The sequence below is a fragment of the Kitasatospora purpeofusca genome, from assembly GCF_036010405.1.
GTDB lineage: Bacteria > Actinomycetota > Actinomycetes > Streptomycetales > Streptomycetaceae > Kitasatospora > Kitasatospora purpeofusca.
In genome coordinates this window covers 5,699,320-5,715,592 of the sequence record NZ_CP108561.1, presented here as the reverse complement: position 1 = coordinate 5,715,592, position 16,273 = coordinate 5,699,320, and the positions used below count along the sequence as shown (strand labels likewise).

General features: G+C 73.4%; 14 protein-coding genes and 1 tRNA gene. 4 read left to right on the top strand and 11 right to left on the bottom strand.

Annotated elements, in window-relative coordinates; all coding sequences use genetic code 11:
- The first annotated feature begins 82 nt into the window (after positions 1-82).
- A complete protein-coding gene (ppc, locus tag OG715_RS25170) occupies positions 83-2,881 on the top strand; it encodes a phosphoenolpyruvate carboxylase (RefSeq protein WP_266271189.1) in 2,799 nt (932 codons plus the stop codon).
- Between the two features lie 70 nt (positions 2,882-2,951).
- On the opposite strand, the gene OG715_RS25165 is transcribed toward ppc, so the two are convergent.
- From OG715_RS25165 to OG715_RS25130, 8 genes are all read right to left on the bottom strand, one after another.
- Positions 2,952-3,914 (bottom strand): hypothetical protein, encoded by a 963-nt coding sequence (locus OG715_RS25165; RefSeq protein WP_266271188.1) that lies wholly within the window; start codon positions 3,912-3,914, stop codon positions 2,952-2,954.
- Positions 3,901-4,437, bottom strand: a complete 537-nt coding sequence (locus OG715_RS25160) for a SigE family RNA polymerase sigma factor (protein ID WP_266271187.1) — start codon at positions 4,435-4,437, stop codon at positions 3,901-3,903. Before OG715_RS25160 ends, OG715_RS25165 begins: the two co-directional genes overlap by 14 nt.
- Before the next feature lie 148 nt (positions 4,438-4,585).
- Positions 4,586-4,876 (bottom strand): hypothetical protein, encoded by a 291-nt coding sequence (locus OG715_RS25155; RefSeq protein ID WP_266271186.1) that lies wholly within the window; start codon positions 4,874-4,876, stop codon positions 4,586-4,588.
- A 228-nt stretch (positions 4,877-5,104) separates the two neighbouring features.
- Positions 5,105-5,686: an aminoacyl-tRNA hydrolase gene (gene pth / locus OG715_RS25150; protein WP_266271185.1), complete on the bottom strand. Its 582-nt coding sequence runs from the start codon at positions 5,684-5,686 to the stop codon at positions 5,105-5,107.
- Positions 5,687-5,873: 187 nt separating this feature from the next.
- A complete protein-coding gene (locus tag OG715_RS25145; RefSeq protein WP_266271183.1) occupies positions 5,874-6,467 on the bottom strand; it encodes a 50S ribosomal protein L25/general stress protein Ctc in 594 nt (197 codons plus the stop codon).
- Between the two features lie 283 nt (positions 6,468-6,750).
- Positions 6,751-7,728 carry a ribose-phosphate diphosphokinase gene (locus tag OG715_RS25140; RefSeq protein WP_266271182.1) on the bottom strand — a complete coding sequence of 326 codons (978 nt, stop codon included), beginning with the start codon at positions 7,726-7,728 and terminating at the stop codon, positions 6,751-6,753.
- Positions 7,729-7,931: 203 nt separating this feature from the next.
- On the bottom strand, positions 7,932-9,401 hold the full coding sequence (gene glmU / locus OG715_RS25135) for a bifunctional UDP-N-acetylglucosamine diphosphorylase/glucosamine-1-phosphate N-acetyltransferase GlmU (RefSeq protein WP_266271181.1): 1,470 nt from the start codon (positions 9,399-9,401) through the stop codon (positions 7,932-7,934).
- 172 nt (positions 9,402-9,573) lie between these two features.
- Positions 9,574-9,647, bottom strand: a tRNA-Gln gene (locus tag OG715_RS25130).
- A 245-nt stretch (positions 9,648-9,892) separates the two neighbouring features.
- On the opposite strand from OG715_RS25130, the gene OG715_RS25125 reads away from it, so the two are divergent.
- Together OG715_RS25125 and OG715_RS25120 are read left to right on the top strand one after the other, a co-directional pair.
- Positions 9,893-10,942, top strand: a complete 1,050-nt coding sequence (locus OG715_RS25125; RefSeq protein ID WP_266271180.1) for an acyl-CoA desaturase — start codon at positions 9,893-9,895, stop codon at positions 10,940-10,942.
- A gap of 173 nt (positions 10,943-11,115) precedes the next feature.
- Positions 11,116-11,718, top strand: a complete 603-nt coding sequence (locus OG715_RS25120) for a TetR/AcrR family transcriptional regulator (protein WP_045941403.1) — start codon at positions 11,116-11,118, stop codon at positions 11,716-11,718.
- Between the two features lie 81 nt (positions 11,719-11,799).
- Here the strand turns inward: OG715_RS25120 and OG715_RS25115 are convergent, their stop codons facing one another.
- A complete protein-coding gene (locus OG715_RS25115) occupies positions 11,800-12,594 on the bottom strand; it encodes a methyltransferase domain-containing protein (protein WP_266271179.1) in 795 nt (264 codons plus the stop codon).
- A 109-nt stretch (positions 12,595-12,703) separates the two neighbouring features.
- Between OG715_RS25115 and OG715_RS25110 the strand changes: the two genes are divergently transcribed.
- Positions 12,704-13,198: a MarR family winged helix-turn-helix transcriptional regulator gene (locus OG715_RS25110; RefSeq protein ID WP_030398043.1), complete on the top strand. Its 495-nt coding sequence runs from the start codon at positions 12,704-12,706 to the stop codon at positions 13,196-13,198.
- A 45-nt stretch (positions 13,199-13,243) separates the two neighbouring features.
- On the opposite strand, the gene OG715_RS25105 is transcribed toward OG715_RS25110, so the two are convergent.
- Both OG715_RS25105 and OG715_RS25100 read right to left on the bottom strand, forming a co-directional pair.
- Positions 13,244-14,884: a polysaccharide biosynthesis protein gene (locus OG715_RS25105; protein WP_266271178.1), complete on the bottom strand. Its 1,641-nt coding sequence runs from the start codon at positions 14,882-14,884 to the stop codon at positions 13,244-13,246.
- A 65-nt stretch (positions 14,885-14,949) separates the two neighbouring features.
- Positions 14,950-15,987: a LuxR C-terminal-related transcriptional regulator gene (locus tag OG715_RS25100; RefSeq protein ID WP_266271177.1), complete on the bottom strand. Its 1,038-nt coding sequence runs from the start codon at positions 15,985-15,987 to the stop codon at positions 14,950-14,952.
- Between the last annotated feature and the right edge of the window lie 286 nt (positions 15,988-16,273).

The window sequence follows — 16,273 nt, the reverse complement described above, 5'->3', positions numbered from 1 at the left end:
ACGCGTCACACCCGCCACACACGGGACGCCCCTGTGACGATGAGCCGTTGCCGAACACCCCACCACCCCGAGGGAGCCAGCCGTGACCGCTCCGGTCCCCAGCCCGGCGGACAGCCCGACCCCCGTCGACGCCGACAACGCCGCGCTGCGCGCGGACATCCGTCGCCTCGGCGACCTGCTCGGCGAAACCCTGGTCCGCCAGGAAGGCCCCCAGCTGCTCGGCCTGGTCGAACAGGTCCGACTGCTCAGCCGCACCAACGGCGAGGCCACCGCCGAACTGCTCTCCGACATCGACCTGGACACCGCCGCCAAGCTGGTCCGGGCCTTCTCCACCTACTTCCACCTCGCCAACGTCACCGAGCAGGTGCACCGCGGCCGCGAGTTCGCCACCCGCCGCGCCCGCGAGGGCTCGCTGCTCGCGCAGACCGCCGACCAGCTGGCCGAGGCCGACCCCAAGCACCTACAGGACACCCTGGCCCACCTCGCCGTCCGGCCGGTCTTCACCGCGCACCCGACCGAGGCGGCCCGCCGCAGCGTCCTCAACAAGCTCCGCCGGATCGGCGAGCTGCTCGACCGCATCCACCGCGAGGAACTCGCCGCCGGCCTCTCGCACGCCGACCCGGCCCGCACCTCCTCCGCCCGCCGCCAGGCCGACCGGCGCCTCGCCGAGGTGATCGACCTGCTGTGGCAGACCGACGAGCTGCGCATCGCCCGCCCCGAGCCCACCGACGAGGCCCGCAACGCCGTCTACTACCTGGACGAGCTCTACCGCGACGCCGTCCCGCAGGTCCTGGAGGAGCTCCAGGAGGAGCTCGCCCGGGTCGGCCTGGAGCTGCCCGAGGGCGTCCGCCCGCTGACCTTCGGCACCTGGATCGGCGGCGACCGCGACGGCAACCCCAACGTGACCCCGCAGGTCACCTGGGACGTCCTCAACCTCCAGCACGAGTACGGCATCAAGGACGCCCTCGCCGCGATCGACGACCTGCGCAGCACCCTCTCCACCTCGGAGCGGCTGGCCGGCGCCTCCCCCGAGCTGGTCGCCTCGCTCAACGCCGACCTCGCGCTGCTGCCCGAACTGAGCCCCCGCTACAAGCGGATGAACGCCGAGGAGCCGTACCGGCTCAAGGCCACCTGCATCCGGCTCAAGCTGGAGAACACCCGCGAGCGGCTGGCCGGCGGGACCCCGCACATCGCGGGCCGCGACTACCTCGGCACCCGCGAACTCGTCGCCGACCTGCGGCTGATCCAGGACTCCCTGCGCGCCCACCGCGGCGGGCTGATCGCCGACGGCCGGCTCGCCCGCGCCATCCGCACCGTCGAGGCGTTCGGCCTGCAGCTCGCCACCATGGACGTCCGCGAGCACGCCGAGGCCCACCACCACGCGCTCGGCCAGCTCTTCGACCGGCTCGGCGAGGAGGCCTGGCGCTACGCCGACATGCCGCGCGAGTACCGCCAGCGGCTGCTCGCCAAGGAGCTGCGCTCGCGCCGCCCGCTCGCCCCCAGCCCGGCCCCGCTGGACCCCGCCGGCGCCAAGACCCTCGGCGTCTTCACCACCGTCCGCGAGGGCTTCGAACGGTTCGGCGACGAGATCGTCGAGTCCTACATCATCTCGATGTGCCAGGGCGCCGACGACGTCTTCGCCGCCACCGTGCTGGCCCGCGAGGCCGGCCTGATCGACCTGCACGCCGGGATCGCCAAGATCGGCATCGTGCCGCTGCTGGAGACCACCGACGAGCTCCAGCAGGCCGACCGGATCCTCGACGAGATGCTGTCCGACCCCTCCTACCGACTGCTCGTCTCGCTGCGCGGCGACGTCCAGGAGGTCATGCTCGGCTACTCCGACTCCTCCAAGTTCGGCGGCATCACCACCTCCCAGTGGGAGATCCACCGCGCCCAGCGCCGGCTGCGCGACGTCGCCCACCGGTACGGCATCCGGCTGCGGCTCTTCCACGGCCGGGGCGGCACCGTCGGCCGCGGCGGCGGCCCCTCGCACGAGGCCATCCTGGCCCAGCCCTGGGGCACCCTGGAGGGCGAGATCAAGGTGACCGAGCAGGGCGAGGTCATCTCCGACAAGTACCTGCTGCCCTCGCTGGCCCGGGAGAACCTCGAACTCACCATCTCCGCCACGCTGGCCGCCTCCGCGCTGCACACCTCCCCGCGCCAGGCCCCCGAGGAGCTGGCCCGCTGGGACGCCGCCATGGACCGGGTCTCCGAGGCCGCGCACACCTCCTACCGGGCCCTGGTCGAGCAGGAGGACCTGCCGAAGTACTTCTTCGCCGCCACCCCGGTCGACCAGCTCGCCTCGCTGCACCTCGGCTCCCGCCCGTCCCGCCGCCCCGACTCGGGTGCCGGCCTGGACGGTCTGCGGGCCATCCCGTGGGTGTTCGGCTGGACCCAGTCCCGCCAGATCGTCCCCGGCTGGTACGGCGTCGGCGCCGGCCTGGCCGCCGCCCGCGAGGCGGGCCTGGGCGACGTGCTGGACGAGATGTACGGCCAGTGGCACTTCTTCCGCAACTTCCTCTCCAACGTCGCCATGACGCTGGCCAAGACGGACCTGCGGATCGCCCGCCACTACGTCGAGCAGCTGGTGCCCGCCGAACTGCAGCACGTCTTCGAGCAGATCCAGGCCGAGCACGACCTCACCCTGCGCGAGGTCCTGCGGCTGACCGGGGAGAGCGAGCTGCTGGAGCACAACCCGGTGCTCAAGCAGACCTTCGCGGTCCGCGACGCCTACCTCGACCCGATCTCCTACCTGCAGGTCGCGCTGCTGCGCCGGCAGCGCGAGGAGACCGCCACCGGCCGCACGGAGGACCCGCTGCGCGCCCGCGCGCTGCTGCTGACCGTCAACGGCATCGCCGCCGGCCTGCGCAACACCGGCTGACCGGTACCCCGGGACACCACAGGGCCCCGCGGCGCGTCTGCACGCGCCGCGGGGCCCTCCCCCGTGCCGGTCAGCCGACCGGCCGCACCTCGATGACCTCGGCGCCGTACCGGGCCAGTACCTCGGCCCGCGCGGCGTCCGCCTGATCGGTGAGCACGGACACCCCGGCGCCGTCCTCGGAGAGCCGGACCTCCCGGACCGTCACCCCCTTGGCCGCCCAGTAGTCCCGATCGGTCTCCTTGATCCGGGTCATCAGTTCCAGGTAGTGCCGGCGCGAGGCCGGCACGTCCGCGAAATGGATGGTCACGCCCAGGTGCGGCACCGCGGCCGTCACCTGCTGGTCGAGGTCGCCCCCGGGGACGCGCTGCACCCACAGTTCGTTCGTCAACAGGTCGACGCAGGTCCCGAAGTACTGGTCCGGGTAGCGCGCCGCCGTGACCGTCCTGATCTCGGACTGCACCTCGACCACGTGGCGGTTGGTCTCGCCTCCGCTGGTGCTCGACGAGGGGTCCGGCGACCTGGTCGCCGGGGTGGACCGAGGGGGCGGCGGCGACCAGTCCGACGGCGTCGGCGTCATCTCCGCCCAGCGGACCAGGCGCAGCGAGGCCGGGCCCTCCGGACAGATCGAGAACCCCCCCAGGTGGTCCGGTCCCGACGACGAGGGCGAGCCGGAGGCCGGCAGCCGCGACGGGCGGGACGGGAACGGCGACACGGCGCCCGCCGCCGGCCCCGTCGCGGCGCCGCCGGTCGGCCGCAGCGCCACCGGCCCCACCGCCTCCGCGCTGTCGGCCGGACCGCCGAACTGCGCCACCATCCCGGTGCCCAGGGCCAGTACCGCGGCCGCCGTGCCCGACCGCACCGCCAGCCGCCGCCGGGCCCGTCGCCGTCCGGCCCGCCGCAGCTCGGACAGCGGCGGGCCGCCGTCCAGGCCGCCCGCCCGCGCCCCGAGCCGGACGACCAGCTCGCGCTCGAACCGGTCCCGCTCCGACGGGCCCCCGGCGTCCGGTTCCCTGCCCGTGTCATCGGCCGTCATGACCCACCATCTCCCTCACCGGTGCCAGCTCCTGTCGAAGCGTCCTCATCGCCCGTGCCAGATGCGTCTTGGCCGTCGCCGGGGAGCAGCCGAGCTCCTCGGCCACCTGGGCCACCGACAGGTCGGCGTAGTACCGGAGCACCACCGCCGCGCGCTGACGGGGCGGCAACGACCGCAGCGCGGCGTCGAGTTCCTCGTCGCGCGGGTCCACCGGGGCCGCCGGGGCGTCCGGCAGCAGGGGTGTCAGCACCTCCCGACGGGTCCGCCGCCACCGCGACACATGGGTGCGGACCATCGTCCGGCGGACGTAGCCCTCGGCCGCGCCCGGGTCGCGGATCGCCCCGCGCCGCACGTACACCCGGGACAGGGCGTCGTGCAGCAGGTCCCGGGCGTCGTGGATGTCCCCGGTGATCAGGAACGCGCCGCGGAGCAGGGCCTGGTACCGCGCCGAGACGAACTCGTCGAACGCGTCCTGCCGGGTGCCCTCGGCAAGGCCCCCCGACCGCATCGATTCCCGCTTCATGCCAACAGGACGCACGGCGGGACGGAAACGGATGACACGGCCCGCGGAAAAAGCCGGAGGGGCCGGGATCCGGTCGTCCCGGCTCCCGGCCCCTCCGGACCGCGTCCCACTTCAGGCGTCCCGCCTCCGGCGACCGCTCCCCGGCGTCCTACTCCCCGGCGTCGCCCGCGCGGTGGCGCCGGACCCACAGGGCCGCGCCGCCGGCCACCACGACCAGGCCGCCGCCGACGGCCATCAGGCCCGCGTCACCGCCGACCGAGCTGCCGAGCACGGGGCCGAGATCGAGGTCGAGGTCGAGCTGCGCCGAGACCGGCTCCGGGGACACCACACCCGGTCCGGGCTCGGACACCGGGTCGGCGTGGGCCGGACCGGCCCCGCCCAGCAGCACCCCGGCGGCGCCGAGCGCGCCCGCGGTGCCCAGCGCACCGGCCTTGCCCACGCGCCGTCCGAGCTTCCTCAGCCGTACCACCCGGATCCGCCGAAACCGCCGGACCGGCCGCAAACTCCGCATCGAGAACTCCCCAGACCCTGTTCGCGTACAGTCCCGACGCTATCCGATGCGTACCGACTTCTCACACCTGTTCAGGTTTAAACGGCCAGAAGTTGTACGACTGTTGTGCGGCCCGACCACCGCCCGACCCCCGGCGAACGGATCCCTGACTCCGGGTCAGGAGTTGTACGTCGACTGGGCCCGCTCCAGCCCCTCCGTCAGCAGGGCCTCCACGGCGTCCGCCGAGCGGTCCACGAACCAGTCCAGCTCCTTGCGCTCGGTGCTGGAGAAGTCCTTGAGCACGAAGTCGGCGACCTCCATCCGGCCGGGCGGCCGGCCGATCCCGCACCGCACCCGGTGGTAGTCGGGGCCGAGGGACTTGGTGATCGACTTCAGCCCGTTGTGGCCGTTGTCGCCGCCGCCGGTCTTCAGCCGCAGGGCCGCGTAGTCGATGTCCAGCTCGTCGTGGACGGCGATCAGCGCGGAGGCGGGCGCCTTGTAGAAGTCGCGCAGCGCGGTGACCGGGCCGCCCGAGAGGTTCATGAACGTCATCGGCTTGGCCAGGACCACGCGCCGGCCCGCCAGCCGCCCCTCGGCGACCTGGGCCCGGCTCTTGTGGGCCTTGAACCTGGCACCGATCCGCTCGGCCAGCAGGTCGACCACCATGAAGCCGATGTTGTGCCGGTTCCGGGCGTACTGCTCCCCGGGGTTGCCCAGGCCCACCACCAGCCAGGGCCCTTCGTACGATTCGTCGCTCATGCGCCCGTCCCGCTCCGCTCGGCGAGGGCATCCGCCCGCGCGCACCTCTCGACCGTTCGCTCGCCGCGCCCGCTCACCGGGCCACCGCTCCTCGTGGTCATGTTCACCGCCATCATCCCGGACACGCCGCTGCCCCGGCCGCTCCAGAGGAGCGGCCGGGGCAGCGGTATCAGGCTGTGTGCGAGGCTCAGGCCTCGGCGCCGGCCTCGGCAGCCTCGGCGGCGTCGGCGTCGGCCTGCGAGGCCTGGGCGCCGATGACCTGCAGCACGACGGTGTCGGCCTCGACGGCCAGCGTGGTGCCCTTGGGCAGCTCGATGTCACCGGCGGTGATCGAGGCACCGGCTTCCAGGCCCTCGACCGAGACGGTGACCGACTCGGGCAGGTGGGTGGCCTCGGCCTCGATCGGGAGGGCCTGCAGGACGTGCTCCAGCAGGTTGCCGCCCGGGGCCAGCTCGCCCTCGGTGTGGACCGGGATCTCGACGGTGACCTTCTCGCCGCGCTTGACCAGCAGCAGGTCGACGTGCTCGATGGTGCGCTTGATGGCCTCGCGCTGGACGGCCTTCGGCAGCACGAACTCGTCCTTGCCCTCGATCGGCACGACCAGCAGGGCGTTCGGGGTCTTCAGGGCCATCATCAGCTCGTGGCTGGGCAGGTTCAGGTGAACCGGCGCGTGGCCGTGGCCGTAGACAACACCGGGGACGAAGCCGGCGCGGCGGGCGCGACGGGCGGCACCCTTGCCGAACTCGTTGCGGGACTCAGCGGCAAGGCGGATCTCGGACACGACTGCACTCCTCGTAAAAAGCTGGCGCGGGGGTGCAGGCAACGCGAAAAACCGCCGGGACCACACCCTCATAACGGGGGTCACTCGGCGGCGCAACGACTCTGCCGGAAGCCCGGATTACCGGAGCCGGCAGCGCGTCGATCACGGATCGGGCACCCGCGAAGCGGGCGCACGGCATCCCTCGCCGAGCAGTTTCACGAGTCTAACCGCTACCTCGGCCTCTCGCGAAATCGGCGGCGCCCCCGGCCCCGAAGGGACCGGGGGCGCCGCCCTGGGGCCTGGATCAGTGCACGCCCTCGAAGAGGCTCGTGACCGAACCCTCCTCGAACACCTCGCGGATCGCGGCCGCGATGGACGGGGCGATCGACAGCGTGGTGATCTTGTCCAGCTGCAGCGAGGCCGGGGTCGGCAGGGTGTTGGTGAACACGAACTCGCTGACCCGGGAGTTCTTCAGCCGGTCCGCGGCCGGGCCGGAGAGCACCCCGTGGGTGGCGGCGACCAGGACGTCCGCGGCGCCGCTCTCGAACAGCGCGTCGGCGGCGGCGCAGATCGTGCCGGCGGTGTCGATCATGTCGTCCACCAGGACGCAGACCCGGTCCTGGACGTCACCGACGACCTCGGCCGACAGGATGGTGTTGGCCTGGGTGATGTCCCGGCGCTTGTGGATGATCGCCAGCGGGGCGTCCAGCCGGTCGCACCACTGGTCGGCCACCTTCACCCGGCCGGCGTCCGGCGAGACCACGGTGAGCTTGGCGCGGTCGACCCGCTCGCCCACGTAGTCGGCCAGCAGCGGCAGCGCGAACAGGTGGTCCACCGGGCCCTCGAAGAAGCCCTGGATCTGCGCGGTGTGCAGGTCCACGGCCATCAGCCGGTCGGCGCCGGCCTGGCGCAGCAGGTCGGCGACCAGCCGGGCCGAGATGGGCTCGCGGCCCAGGTGCTTCTTGTCCTGGCGGGCGTACCCGTAGAACGGCAGGATCGCGGTGATGCTCCGGGCGGAGGCCCGCTTCAGAGCGTCGATCATGATCAACTGCTCCATGATCCACTGGTTGATCGGAGCCGTGTGACTCTGCATCACGAAGCAGTCGGCGCCACGCGCCGACTCCAGGAAGCGGACGTAGATCTCACCATTGGCGAAGTCGAGGGCCTTGGTCGGAACCAGTTCGGTCCCCAGCGACGCGGCCACCTCCCTCGCCAGCTCCGGGTGGGCACGGCCGGAGAAGAGCTTCAGTTTCTTCTCGCCCGACGTCGTGATCCCGCTCACTGCCACCGTCTCCTCGCGTTGCTGACACCGGTCCCGTCCGCACCGAGGGCAGGCTTCCGCCAGCCGGTGAGTGGAGTCGGGGGAATGGTCGGTACGCCGGGACACGGGCGGTAGGCCCTATGGCGCACGTATGACCCCAAGGTTACGCGCCCGCGCCCGAACCGTCCGCCCCGGGACCGTCCGCCGGTCCACCGCCCCTCCGCTCAGCCCTCCGCCGGGACCTCGGCGGCGGCCTCCGCAGCCGCCGCGGCGGCCTGCGCGGACGTGGTCCCGGGGCGCTTGCGCTCGACCCAGCCGGCGATGTTCCGCTGCTGCGCCCGGCTCACCCCCAGGCCGCCGGCCGGCACATCGTTCGTGATCACCGAACCGGCCGCGGTGTAGGCGCCGTCGCCGATCGTCACCGGGGCGATGAACATGTTGTCGGAGCCGGTGCGGCAGTGCGCTCCGATCACCGTGCGGTGCTTGTTGACGCCGTCGTAGTTGACGGTGACCGAGGCCGCGCCGACATTGGTGCCCTCGCCGATGGTGGCGTCGCCGATGTAGGAGAGGTGGGGCACCTTGGCGCCCTCGCCCAGCTCCGAGTTCTTGACCTCGACATAGGTGCCGACCTTGGCCTTGCGGGCCAGCCGGGCCCCCGGGCGCAGGTAGGCGTAGGGGCCGGCGGTGGCCAGCTCGCCGACCTCGGCACCGTCCGCGGTGGTGTTGCTCACACGGGCGCCGGCGCCGATCCGGGTGTCCTTGAGGGTGGAGTTCGGGCCCACCTCGGAGCCCTCGCCCAGGTGGGTCGCGCCCTGCAGCTGGGTGTTGGGCAGTACCACCGCGTCCGGCTCGTAGGAGACCTGGACGTCGAACCAGGTGGTCGCCGGGTCCACCACGGTCACGCCGGCCCGCATCGCCCGCTCCAGCAGCCGGTCGTTCAGCAGCCGGCGGGCGTGCGCCAGCTGCACCCGGTCGTTGATGCCGAGAATGTCCCGGTAGTCGGCGGCGACCACCGCGCCCACCCGGTGGCCGGCCCGGCGCAGGATCTCCAGGGTGTCGGTCAGGTACTCCTCGCCCTGCGCGTTGTCCGTGGTGACCTCGGCGAGCGCGCCCACCAGCAGCTTGGCGTCGAAGGCGAAGACCCCGGAGTTGATCTCGTCGATCGCCCGCTGGGCGTCCGAGGCGTCCTTCTCCTCGACGATCGCGGCGACCGCGCCGTCCGCCTCGTCGCGCAGGATCCGACCGTAGCCGAACGGCTCCGGGACCACGGCGGTGAGCACGGTGACGCCGTTGCCCTGCTCGGCGTGCGCCCCGGCCAGGGCGCGCAGCGTCCCGCCGGTCAGCAGCGGGGCGTCCCCGGTGGTGACGATCACGGTGCCGTCGAGCTCGACGCCGTCGGCCGCCAGCGTCTCCAGGGCGGTGCGCACGGCGTGGCCGGTGCCGTTCTGCTCGGCCTGGACCACCGCCCGGGCACCCGGGTGATGCGCCGCCAGGTGCTCGGCGACCTTCTCCCGCATGTGCCCGATCACCACGACCAGCTGCCCGGGCGTCAACTCCTCCGCCGCCGCGACCGCGTGGCCGACCAGCGACCGCCCGCACACCTCGTGCAGCACCTTCGGCAGACGGTTCGACTTCATCCTGGTCCCGCCACCGGCGGCGAGCACGACAACGGCGGCAGGCGAATTGGCACTCACGGGGGGAGGCTCCTCATTCGGTTACACGGGGAGGGCAGAGCAGCCGGGGACGGGACCCGCACGTCGGCGACCCGGCGGCTTCGAGGATAGTGCGCGGAGGATCTCCGGCCCCCCGGCCCCGGAAGTCGTCACGGAGCCGCCACGAACCGGGCCGGGCCGACCGGCCCGCAGATGGCTCCCGGAGGAGGATTCGAACCCCCATAAGCTGGACCAAAACCAGCTGTCCTGCCCTTAGACGATCCGGGACCGGCGCATCCGCTCCCGTCACAGGGGGGCGCGCTGCGCCAAGACTACGGGGTATGGGCCGTCACATCTACCTCCTCGCGGCTCTCCCCCGGGGGCCCTCCCGCGCGCGGCAGGTCATCCATCCAGTCGGGTGAATTCACTCAAGCGCCGCCCGGCGGCGTATTCCCTCGGCGACGGCGAACAACCTACGATTCCGTAGGTTACGCACACGTAGCCTCCGTCCTCTCCCCCTTCAAGGGACACCCATGACCATCCAGGCCGGCGAGGCGCACGCCGATTCCGCGCGCCCCCTCGATACCTCACCCCCCGGACCCGACACCCCCGAACGCTCCGCCCCGGCCGCACCCGCCGCCGCGGGCGACCCGGCCGACGGCACCGACCCGCAGCTGCTCTCCGCCACCCGCGGCGGGGAGCAGCAGGGCGCCGCCGAGCGGATCGCGCTGGGGCTGTTCATCGCCGTGCCCTTCGCCGCCCTGGTCGCCGCCGTCCCGGTGGCCTGGGGGTGGGGCCTCGGCTGGACCGATCTCGCGATCGCCACCGTCATGTACTTCCTCACCTGCCACGGCATCACCGTCGGCTACCACCGCTACTTCACCCACGGCGCCTTCAAGGCCAACCGGCCGGTGCGGCTCGCGCTCGCGGTGGCCGGATCGCTGGCGATCGAGGGCCCGCTGGTGCGCTGGGTGGCGGACCACCGCAAGCACCACCGGTACAGCGACAAGGACGGCGACCCGCACTCGCCCTGGCGCTACGGCGAGACCGTCCCCGCCCTGCTCAAGGGCCTGTGGTGGGCGCACATGGGCTGGCTCTTCGACGAGGAGCAGACCCCGCAGCTCAAGTACGCGCCCGACCTGATCGACGACCCGGCCATAAGGCGGATCTCCCGGCTGTTCTGGCTCTGGACCACCCTGTCGATGCTGCTGCCGCCGCTGGTCGGCGGGCTGGTGACGCTCTCCTGGCAGGGGGCGCTGTCCGCCTTCTTCTGGGGTTCGCTGGTCCGGGTGGCGCTGCTGCACCACGTCACCTGGTCGATCAACTCGATCTGCCACGCGCTCGGCAGCCGGCCGTTCCGCTCCCGGGACCGCTCCGGGAACGTCTGGTGGCTGGCCGTGCTCTCCTGCGGCGAGTCCTGGCACAACCTGCACCACGCCGACCCCACCTCGGCCCGGCACGGCGTCCTGCGCGGTCAGATCGACTCCTCGGCCCGGCTGATCCGCTGGTTCGAGCTGGCGGGCTGGGTCCGGGACGTCCGCTGGCCGGACGCGCAGCGGATCGCCGCCCGCCGCGCCGCATGAGGGCGCACCTGCAGCATGATGTAGGGGTGAACGGGAGCAGCGCAGACAGCACAGGCGGCCACCGAAGCACGCGGACGGACGCCGCGCCGGGCCCGGCGCAGGACCGTCCGCGTGCCACCGCCGGGGCGGACGGCGCTGCGTCGGCACCGCGCCGGCGGGGCGGCCGGGTGCGGATGACCGGCAAGCAGCGCCGGGAGCAGCTGCTGGAGATCGGCCGCACGGTGTTCGCCGAGCGCGGCTACGACGGCACCTCGGTGGAGGAGATCGCCGAGCGCGCCGGGGTGTCCAAGCCGGTGGTGTACGAGCACTTCGGCGGCAAGGAGGGGCTGTACGCCGTGGTCGTCGACCGCGAGATGCAGCTGCTGCTGGACATGGTGACGGGGGCGCTGACCGGGGGGCACTCGCGCGAGCTGCTGGAGCAGGCGGCGTTCGCGCTGATGGACTACATCGACACCTCGACGGACGGCTTCCGGATCCTGGTCCGGGACTCCCCGGTCGCCCAGTCGACGGGCACCTTCGCCTCCCTGATCAGCGACATCGCCACCCAGGTCGAGGACATCCTGGGCCTGGAGTTCAAGGCCCGGGGCTTCGACGCGCGGCTGGCCCCGATGTACTCGCAGATGCTGGTGGGCATGGTCGCGCTGACCGGCCAGTGGTGGCTGGAGGTGCGCAAGCCGGACAAGGCCGAGGTGGCCGCCCACCTGGTGAACCTGGCCTGGCACGGCCTGGAGGGGATGGAGCGGCACCCCAGGCTGGTCGGAGACCGCAAGGCCTGAGACCCCGCCCCGGCGCCGTCCGGGGCCAGGCCCGCCGCACTCCGCTCCGCCCCGGTGGTCGGGCCCGCTCCACCCCGGTGGTCAGGCCCGCTTCACCCCGACGGCGAAGATCCGCCGGAACGGGAAGACCGTGCCGTGCGGCCCGGCCGGGTAGGCCGCGCGCAGCAGCGCCCCGTACTCGGCGAGGAACGCGGACCGTTCGGCCTCGTCGGTGAGCCGGGTCAGGACCGGGCGCAGGGCGGTGCCCTTGACCCACTCCAGCACCGGGTCCGGCCCGGTGAGCAGGGTGCTGTAGGTGGTCTCCCAGACGTCGGCGGAGCAGCCCGCCCGGGTGAGCGCGTCCAGGTAGGCACCGGGCTCGTGGACACCGGCCCGGACGGCGTCCGCCCCGAGCGGTCCGCGCCAGCGGGGGGACCGGCGCAGCTCGGCGAGGGCCAGGTGGCTGGGCGCGTCGAAGTTGCCGGGCACCTGGAAGGCGATCACCCCGCCGGCCCGGAGCGCTCCGGCCCAGCGCGGCAGCAGCCCGAGGTGCCCGGGGATCCACTGGAGCGTCGCGTTGGAGACGATCGCGTCGGGCTCCGCCCCGGCCGGGTCGTAGTCGCCCGCGTCGGCGAGCAGGTAGTCGGCGCCGGGTTCGCCCCCGCCCCGGGCGGCGGCGAGCATCTCGGCCGAGTTGTCGATGCCGGTGATCCCGGCCCCGGGCCAGCGTTCGCGCAGGACGGCGGTGGAGTTGCCGGGCCCGCACCCGATGTCCAGGACGGTGGGGGCCGGTTCGTTCGGGAGGGCGGGGACCCGGGCGAGCAGATCGCGCAGCGGGCGGGTCCGTTCGTCGGCGAAGCGCAGGTACTGCTGAGGGTCCCAGACGGGGGAAGTCATGATCGGCCTCGCAAGTATCTCGACATCAAGATATACAGCTAGCTTTCAGTCTGGATTTCTCGATGTCAAGAGACTTCACATCGACACAACCCCCGATACACTGATCGCCATGGAGGACGAGGTCGATCGACTGGTCGCGGCATGGCGCAGAGAGCGCCCCGACCTCGACGTGGAACCGCTCGAAGTGCTCAGCCGGGTCAGCCGGCTCGCCCGCCACCTCGACCGCGCCCGCCGCACCGCCTTCGCCGAGCACGGGCTCGAGCCCTGGGAGTTCGACGTCCTGACCGCCCTGCGCCGGGCCGGCTCCCCGTACCAGCTCTCCCCCGGGCAACTGCTCACCCAGACCCTGGTCACCTCCGGCACCATGACCAACCGGATCGACCGGCTCACCGGCAAGGGCCTGGTCAAGCGGCTGCCCGACCCCGACGACCGGCGCGGCGTCCTGGTCCGCCTCACCGACGACGGGCGCGACCGCGCCGACCAGGCACTCGCCGGGCTGCTCGCCCACGAGCGCGAGCTGCTCGCCCAGCTGACCTCCACCCAGCAGGGCGAGCTCGCCGGACTGCTCAGGCAGCTGGTCGCGCCCTTCGACAACATCCCCTGAGCGGCCCCGCCCCGGCCGGAAGGCGTCCGGCCGGAGCCCGTCCGGTCAGAAACCGTCCGGGTAGGGCGTACTGAGCGCCGGCACCGGGGCGGGCGCGGGCTCCGGCGTCCGGTAGCCCGGCAGCAGCTCGGCCAGCCGGCGGCGCACCTCGTCGTCGCTGTTCACCGCCGCCGCCCCGTACAGCCCGGTCAGCCCGCCGGCGAGGTCCTCCGGCCCGCCCGCGGTGTCCGCGACGGTCGCGTAGATCCGGGCGTGCTCGGTCGCGAGCCGCTCCTCGTCCTCCGAGAACAGCGCCTCGTTGAGCTTCTCCCCGGCCCGCAGCCCGGTGTAGCGGATCTCCACCTCGTCCCGGGCCAGCTGCACCTGCTCGGCGAAGTTGTGCACCAGGTCGACGATCCGCACCGGCTCGCCCATGTCCAGCACGAACACCTCGCCGCCGCGCGCCATCCGGCCGGACTCCAGCACCAGGCCGACCGCCTCCTCGATGGTCATGAAGAACCGGGTGACATCGGGGTGGGTGACGGTCACCGGCCCGCCGCTGCGCAGCTGTTCGGCCAGGACCGAGAGCAGCGAGCCGCGCGAGCCCAGCACATTGCCGAACCGCACCGCGGAGAACACCCCGGTGCCCAGGTTGCGGGCGTCCCTGGCGTTGGCCTGGACGATCAGCTCGGCCAGCCGCTTGCTGGCGCCGAGCACCGAGGTCGGGTCGGCCGCCTTGTCGGTGGAGATCAGCACGAACCGCTCGACGCCGGTGGCCAGCGCCGCCTCCACCAGGTGGTCGGTACCGAGCACATTGGACTTCACCGCCTCGCTGGGGTGGCGCTCCAGCAGCGGAAGGTGCTTGTGGGCGGCGGCGTGGAAGACCACCTCGGGCTTCAGGTCCCGGAAGATCTGCTGGATCCGCGGCCGGTCCCGGATGTCGGCGATCACCAGCGATTCGTCGGTGAGCAGCGCCTCGCCCCAGATCTCCAGCTGGAGCCGGTGCAGATTGGACTCGTCGTGGTCCAGCATGTAGAGCGCGCTCGGGTTGAACGCGTGCACCTGGCGGCAGAGTTCGCTGCCGATCGAGCCGCCCGCGCCGGTCACCAGCACCCGCCGGCCCTCGATCACGTCCCGGACGTCGGCGGAGACCACGTGCACCTCGTGCCGGCCGATCAGCCGGTTGACGTCCAGGCTGCGCATGTCCGAGCCGACCACCTCGCGGCGCAGCGCGGCGAGGAAGGACGGCAGGTAGCGGACGGCCGCCCCGGCCGCCGCGGCGGCGGTGGCCAGCGCCCTGACCCGCTGCGGGGCGAGCCCGGGGATCGCCAGTGCCACCACCTGGGCGCGGTGCTCGACCGCGAGCGCGGTCAGATCGGCGAGCGTGCCGAGGACCGGCACGGTGTCCACCCACTGCCCGGCCTTGGCCGGGTCGTCGTCCAGCAGGCCGATCGGGTCGAGGCCGAACTCCGGGGCCCGGTCGAGGTCGCGCACCAACGCGGTCCCGGCCGCCCCGGCGCCGACCACCAGGGTGCGCATCCCCGTCGGCAGCGTGGCGCGGCCGACGGCCGCCGGGGACGGCGCGCCCTCCGGCGACTCCGGGCCGGCGCCAGGGGCGCCCGCGGCGGCGTTCGCGTTCTTGTCCGAGCTCTCGTCGGCGCCCTGGGGCGTCGGGTGCGGGCGTGCGGAAGTACTGTGCGGCGACATCTGTCCTCCGGAATTCCCTGACCTGACGGAGCCGAACCGGTGTGCTGGGGTGACGGACGGGCGGTTCAGCCGGGGCCGGGAGAGGTGGTCGTGGCGACGGACGGCGGGACAGCGGGAGCCGCGAGCTCGGACGGGCTGACGCCCGCCCGGCGGGCCACCGCGACGGCGGCCAGGGTGGAGTGCACCCCGAGCTTGCCGAGGACGTTCTGCATGTGCGTACGGACGGTGTGCGGGGAGAGGTAGAGCCGCTCGGCCACGGCCTGCCGGCCGAGGCCCGCGACCATGCAGCGCAGGATCTGCTTCTCCCGCGGGGTGAGCGTGTCGACCAGCCGTTCGCTCTCGGTGCGGTCCCGGCGGGCGGTGGTGAGTTCGCGGATCACGCCGGTCAGCAGCGCCGGCGGCAGATGGGTCTCGTCCCGCAGGACACCCCGGATCACCGACAGCAGCCGGGCCAGCGAACTCTCCTTGGCCACCCAGCCGGTGGCGCCCGCGTGCAGGGCACGGGCGGCCCGGTGCGGATCGTCGGCGGTGGCCAGGACGATCGCCCGCAGGCCGGGGTGGTGGCGACGGAGCCGGGCCAGCAGGGTGATGCCGTCGGGAATCTGGCCGGCGGGCGGGACGGCCGCGGGGACCGCCGGGGCGGCCACCGGGATCACCGGTGCCGTCGGATGCGGTTCCGCCGCGAGCGGGCCGGCCGGGTGAGCGGCCGGACGACGGTCGATCGGATGACGGACGACGGCCCCGGGCGGACCCGAGGCCCCGGGCGGGACGGCCGTCGCGGGCGGTCCGGCGGCCTGGGCCACCGGCGGACGGCGGGGCGAGGGCACCGTCGCCGGCGGTCGGCGGCGGAGTGCTTCCGGCGGGTCGGCGCCCGGCTGACGGGGCTTGCGGGCGGCAACGGCCTCCGCCACCCCGAGGTCGGCGTCGACCAGGACCACGTCGAACACCCGCCCCTCGGTGGCGGCACGCTCCAGCGCCCGCTCCGCGGCGGCCGCGCTGCCCGCCGCGGCGACCTCGACATCGGGCTCAGCGGCGAGCGCCGCGGCCAGCGCCTCGGCGAAGATCCGGTGGTCGTCGACCACCAGGACGCGGATCCGCCCCATCGTCACTTCCCCCCTGCTCAGCTCCGGCCCGCGTCCGGTACGGCGCGCCGGTCCTGCCGCCGCCGTCCGGGCGCTCCTGCGCCGCTCACCTCCCGGGTGCCCGGAAGGGCCGAGGTGCCGACCCCCACCGGTACCGGAATCAGCGTACGGGGTGGGCGCGGGCTCGGTGGGGGTTTGGTGAAGTTTCGTCAGGAGGTGCGAAATTGGCGTGACTTGGTGCTCCGGTGCGACCTCCTGACCCGGTTGTCCCACCGGCTCCGGGCCCGGCGGGAACGCCGGAGCGCCA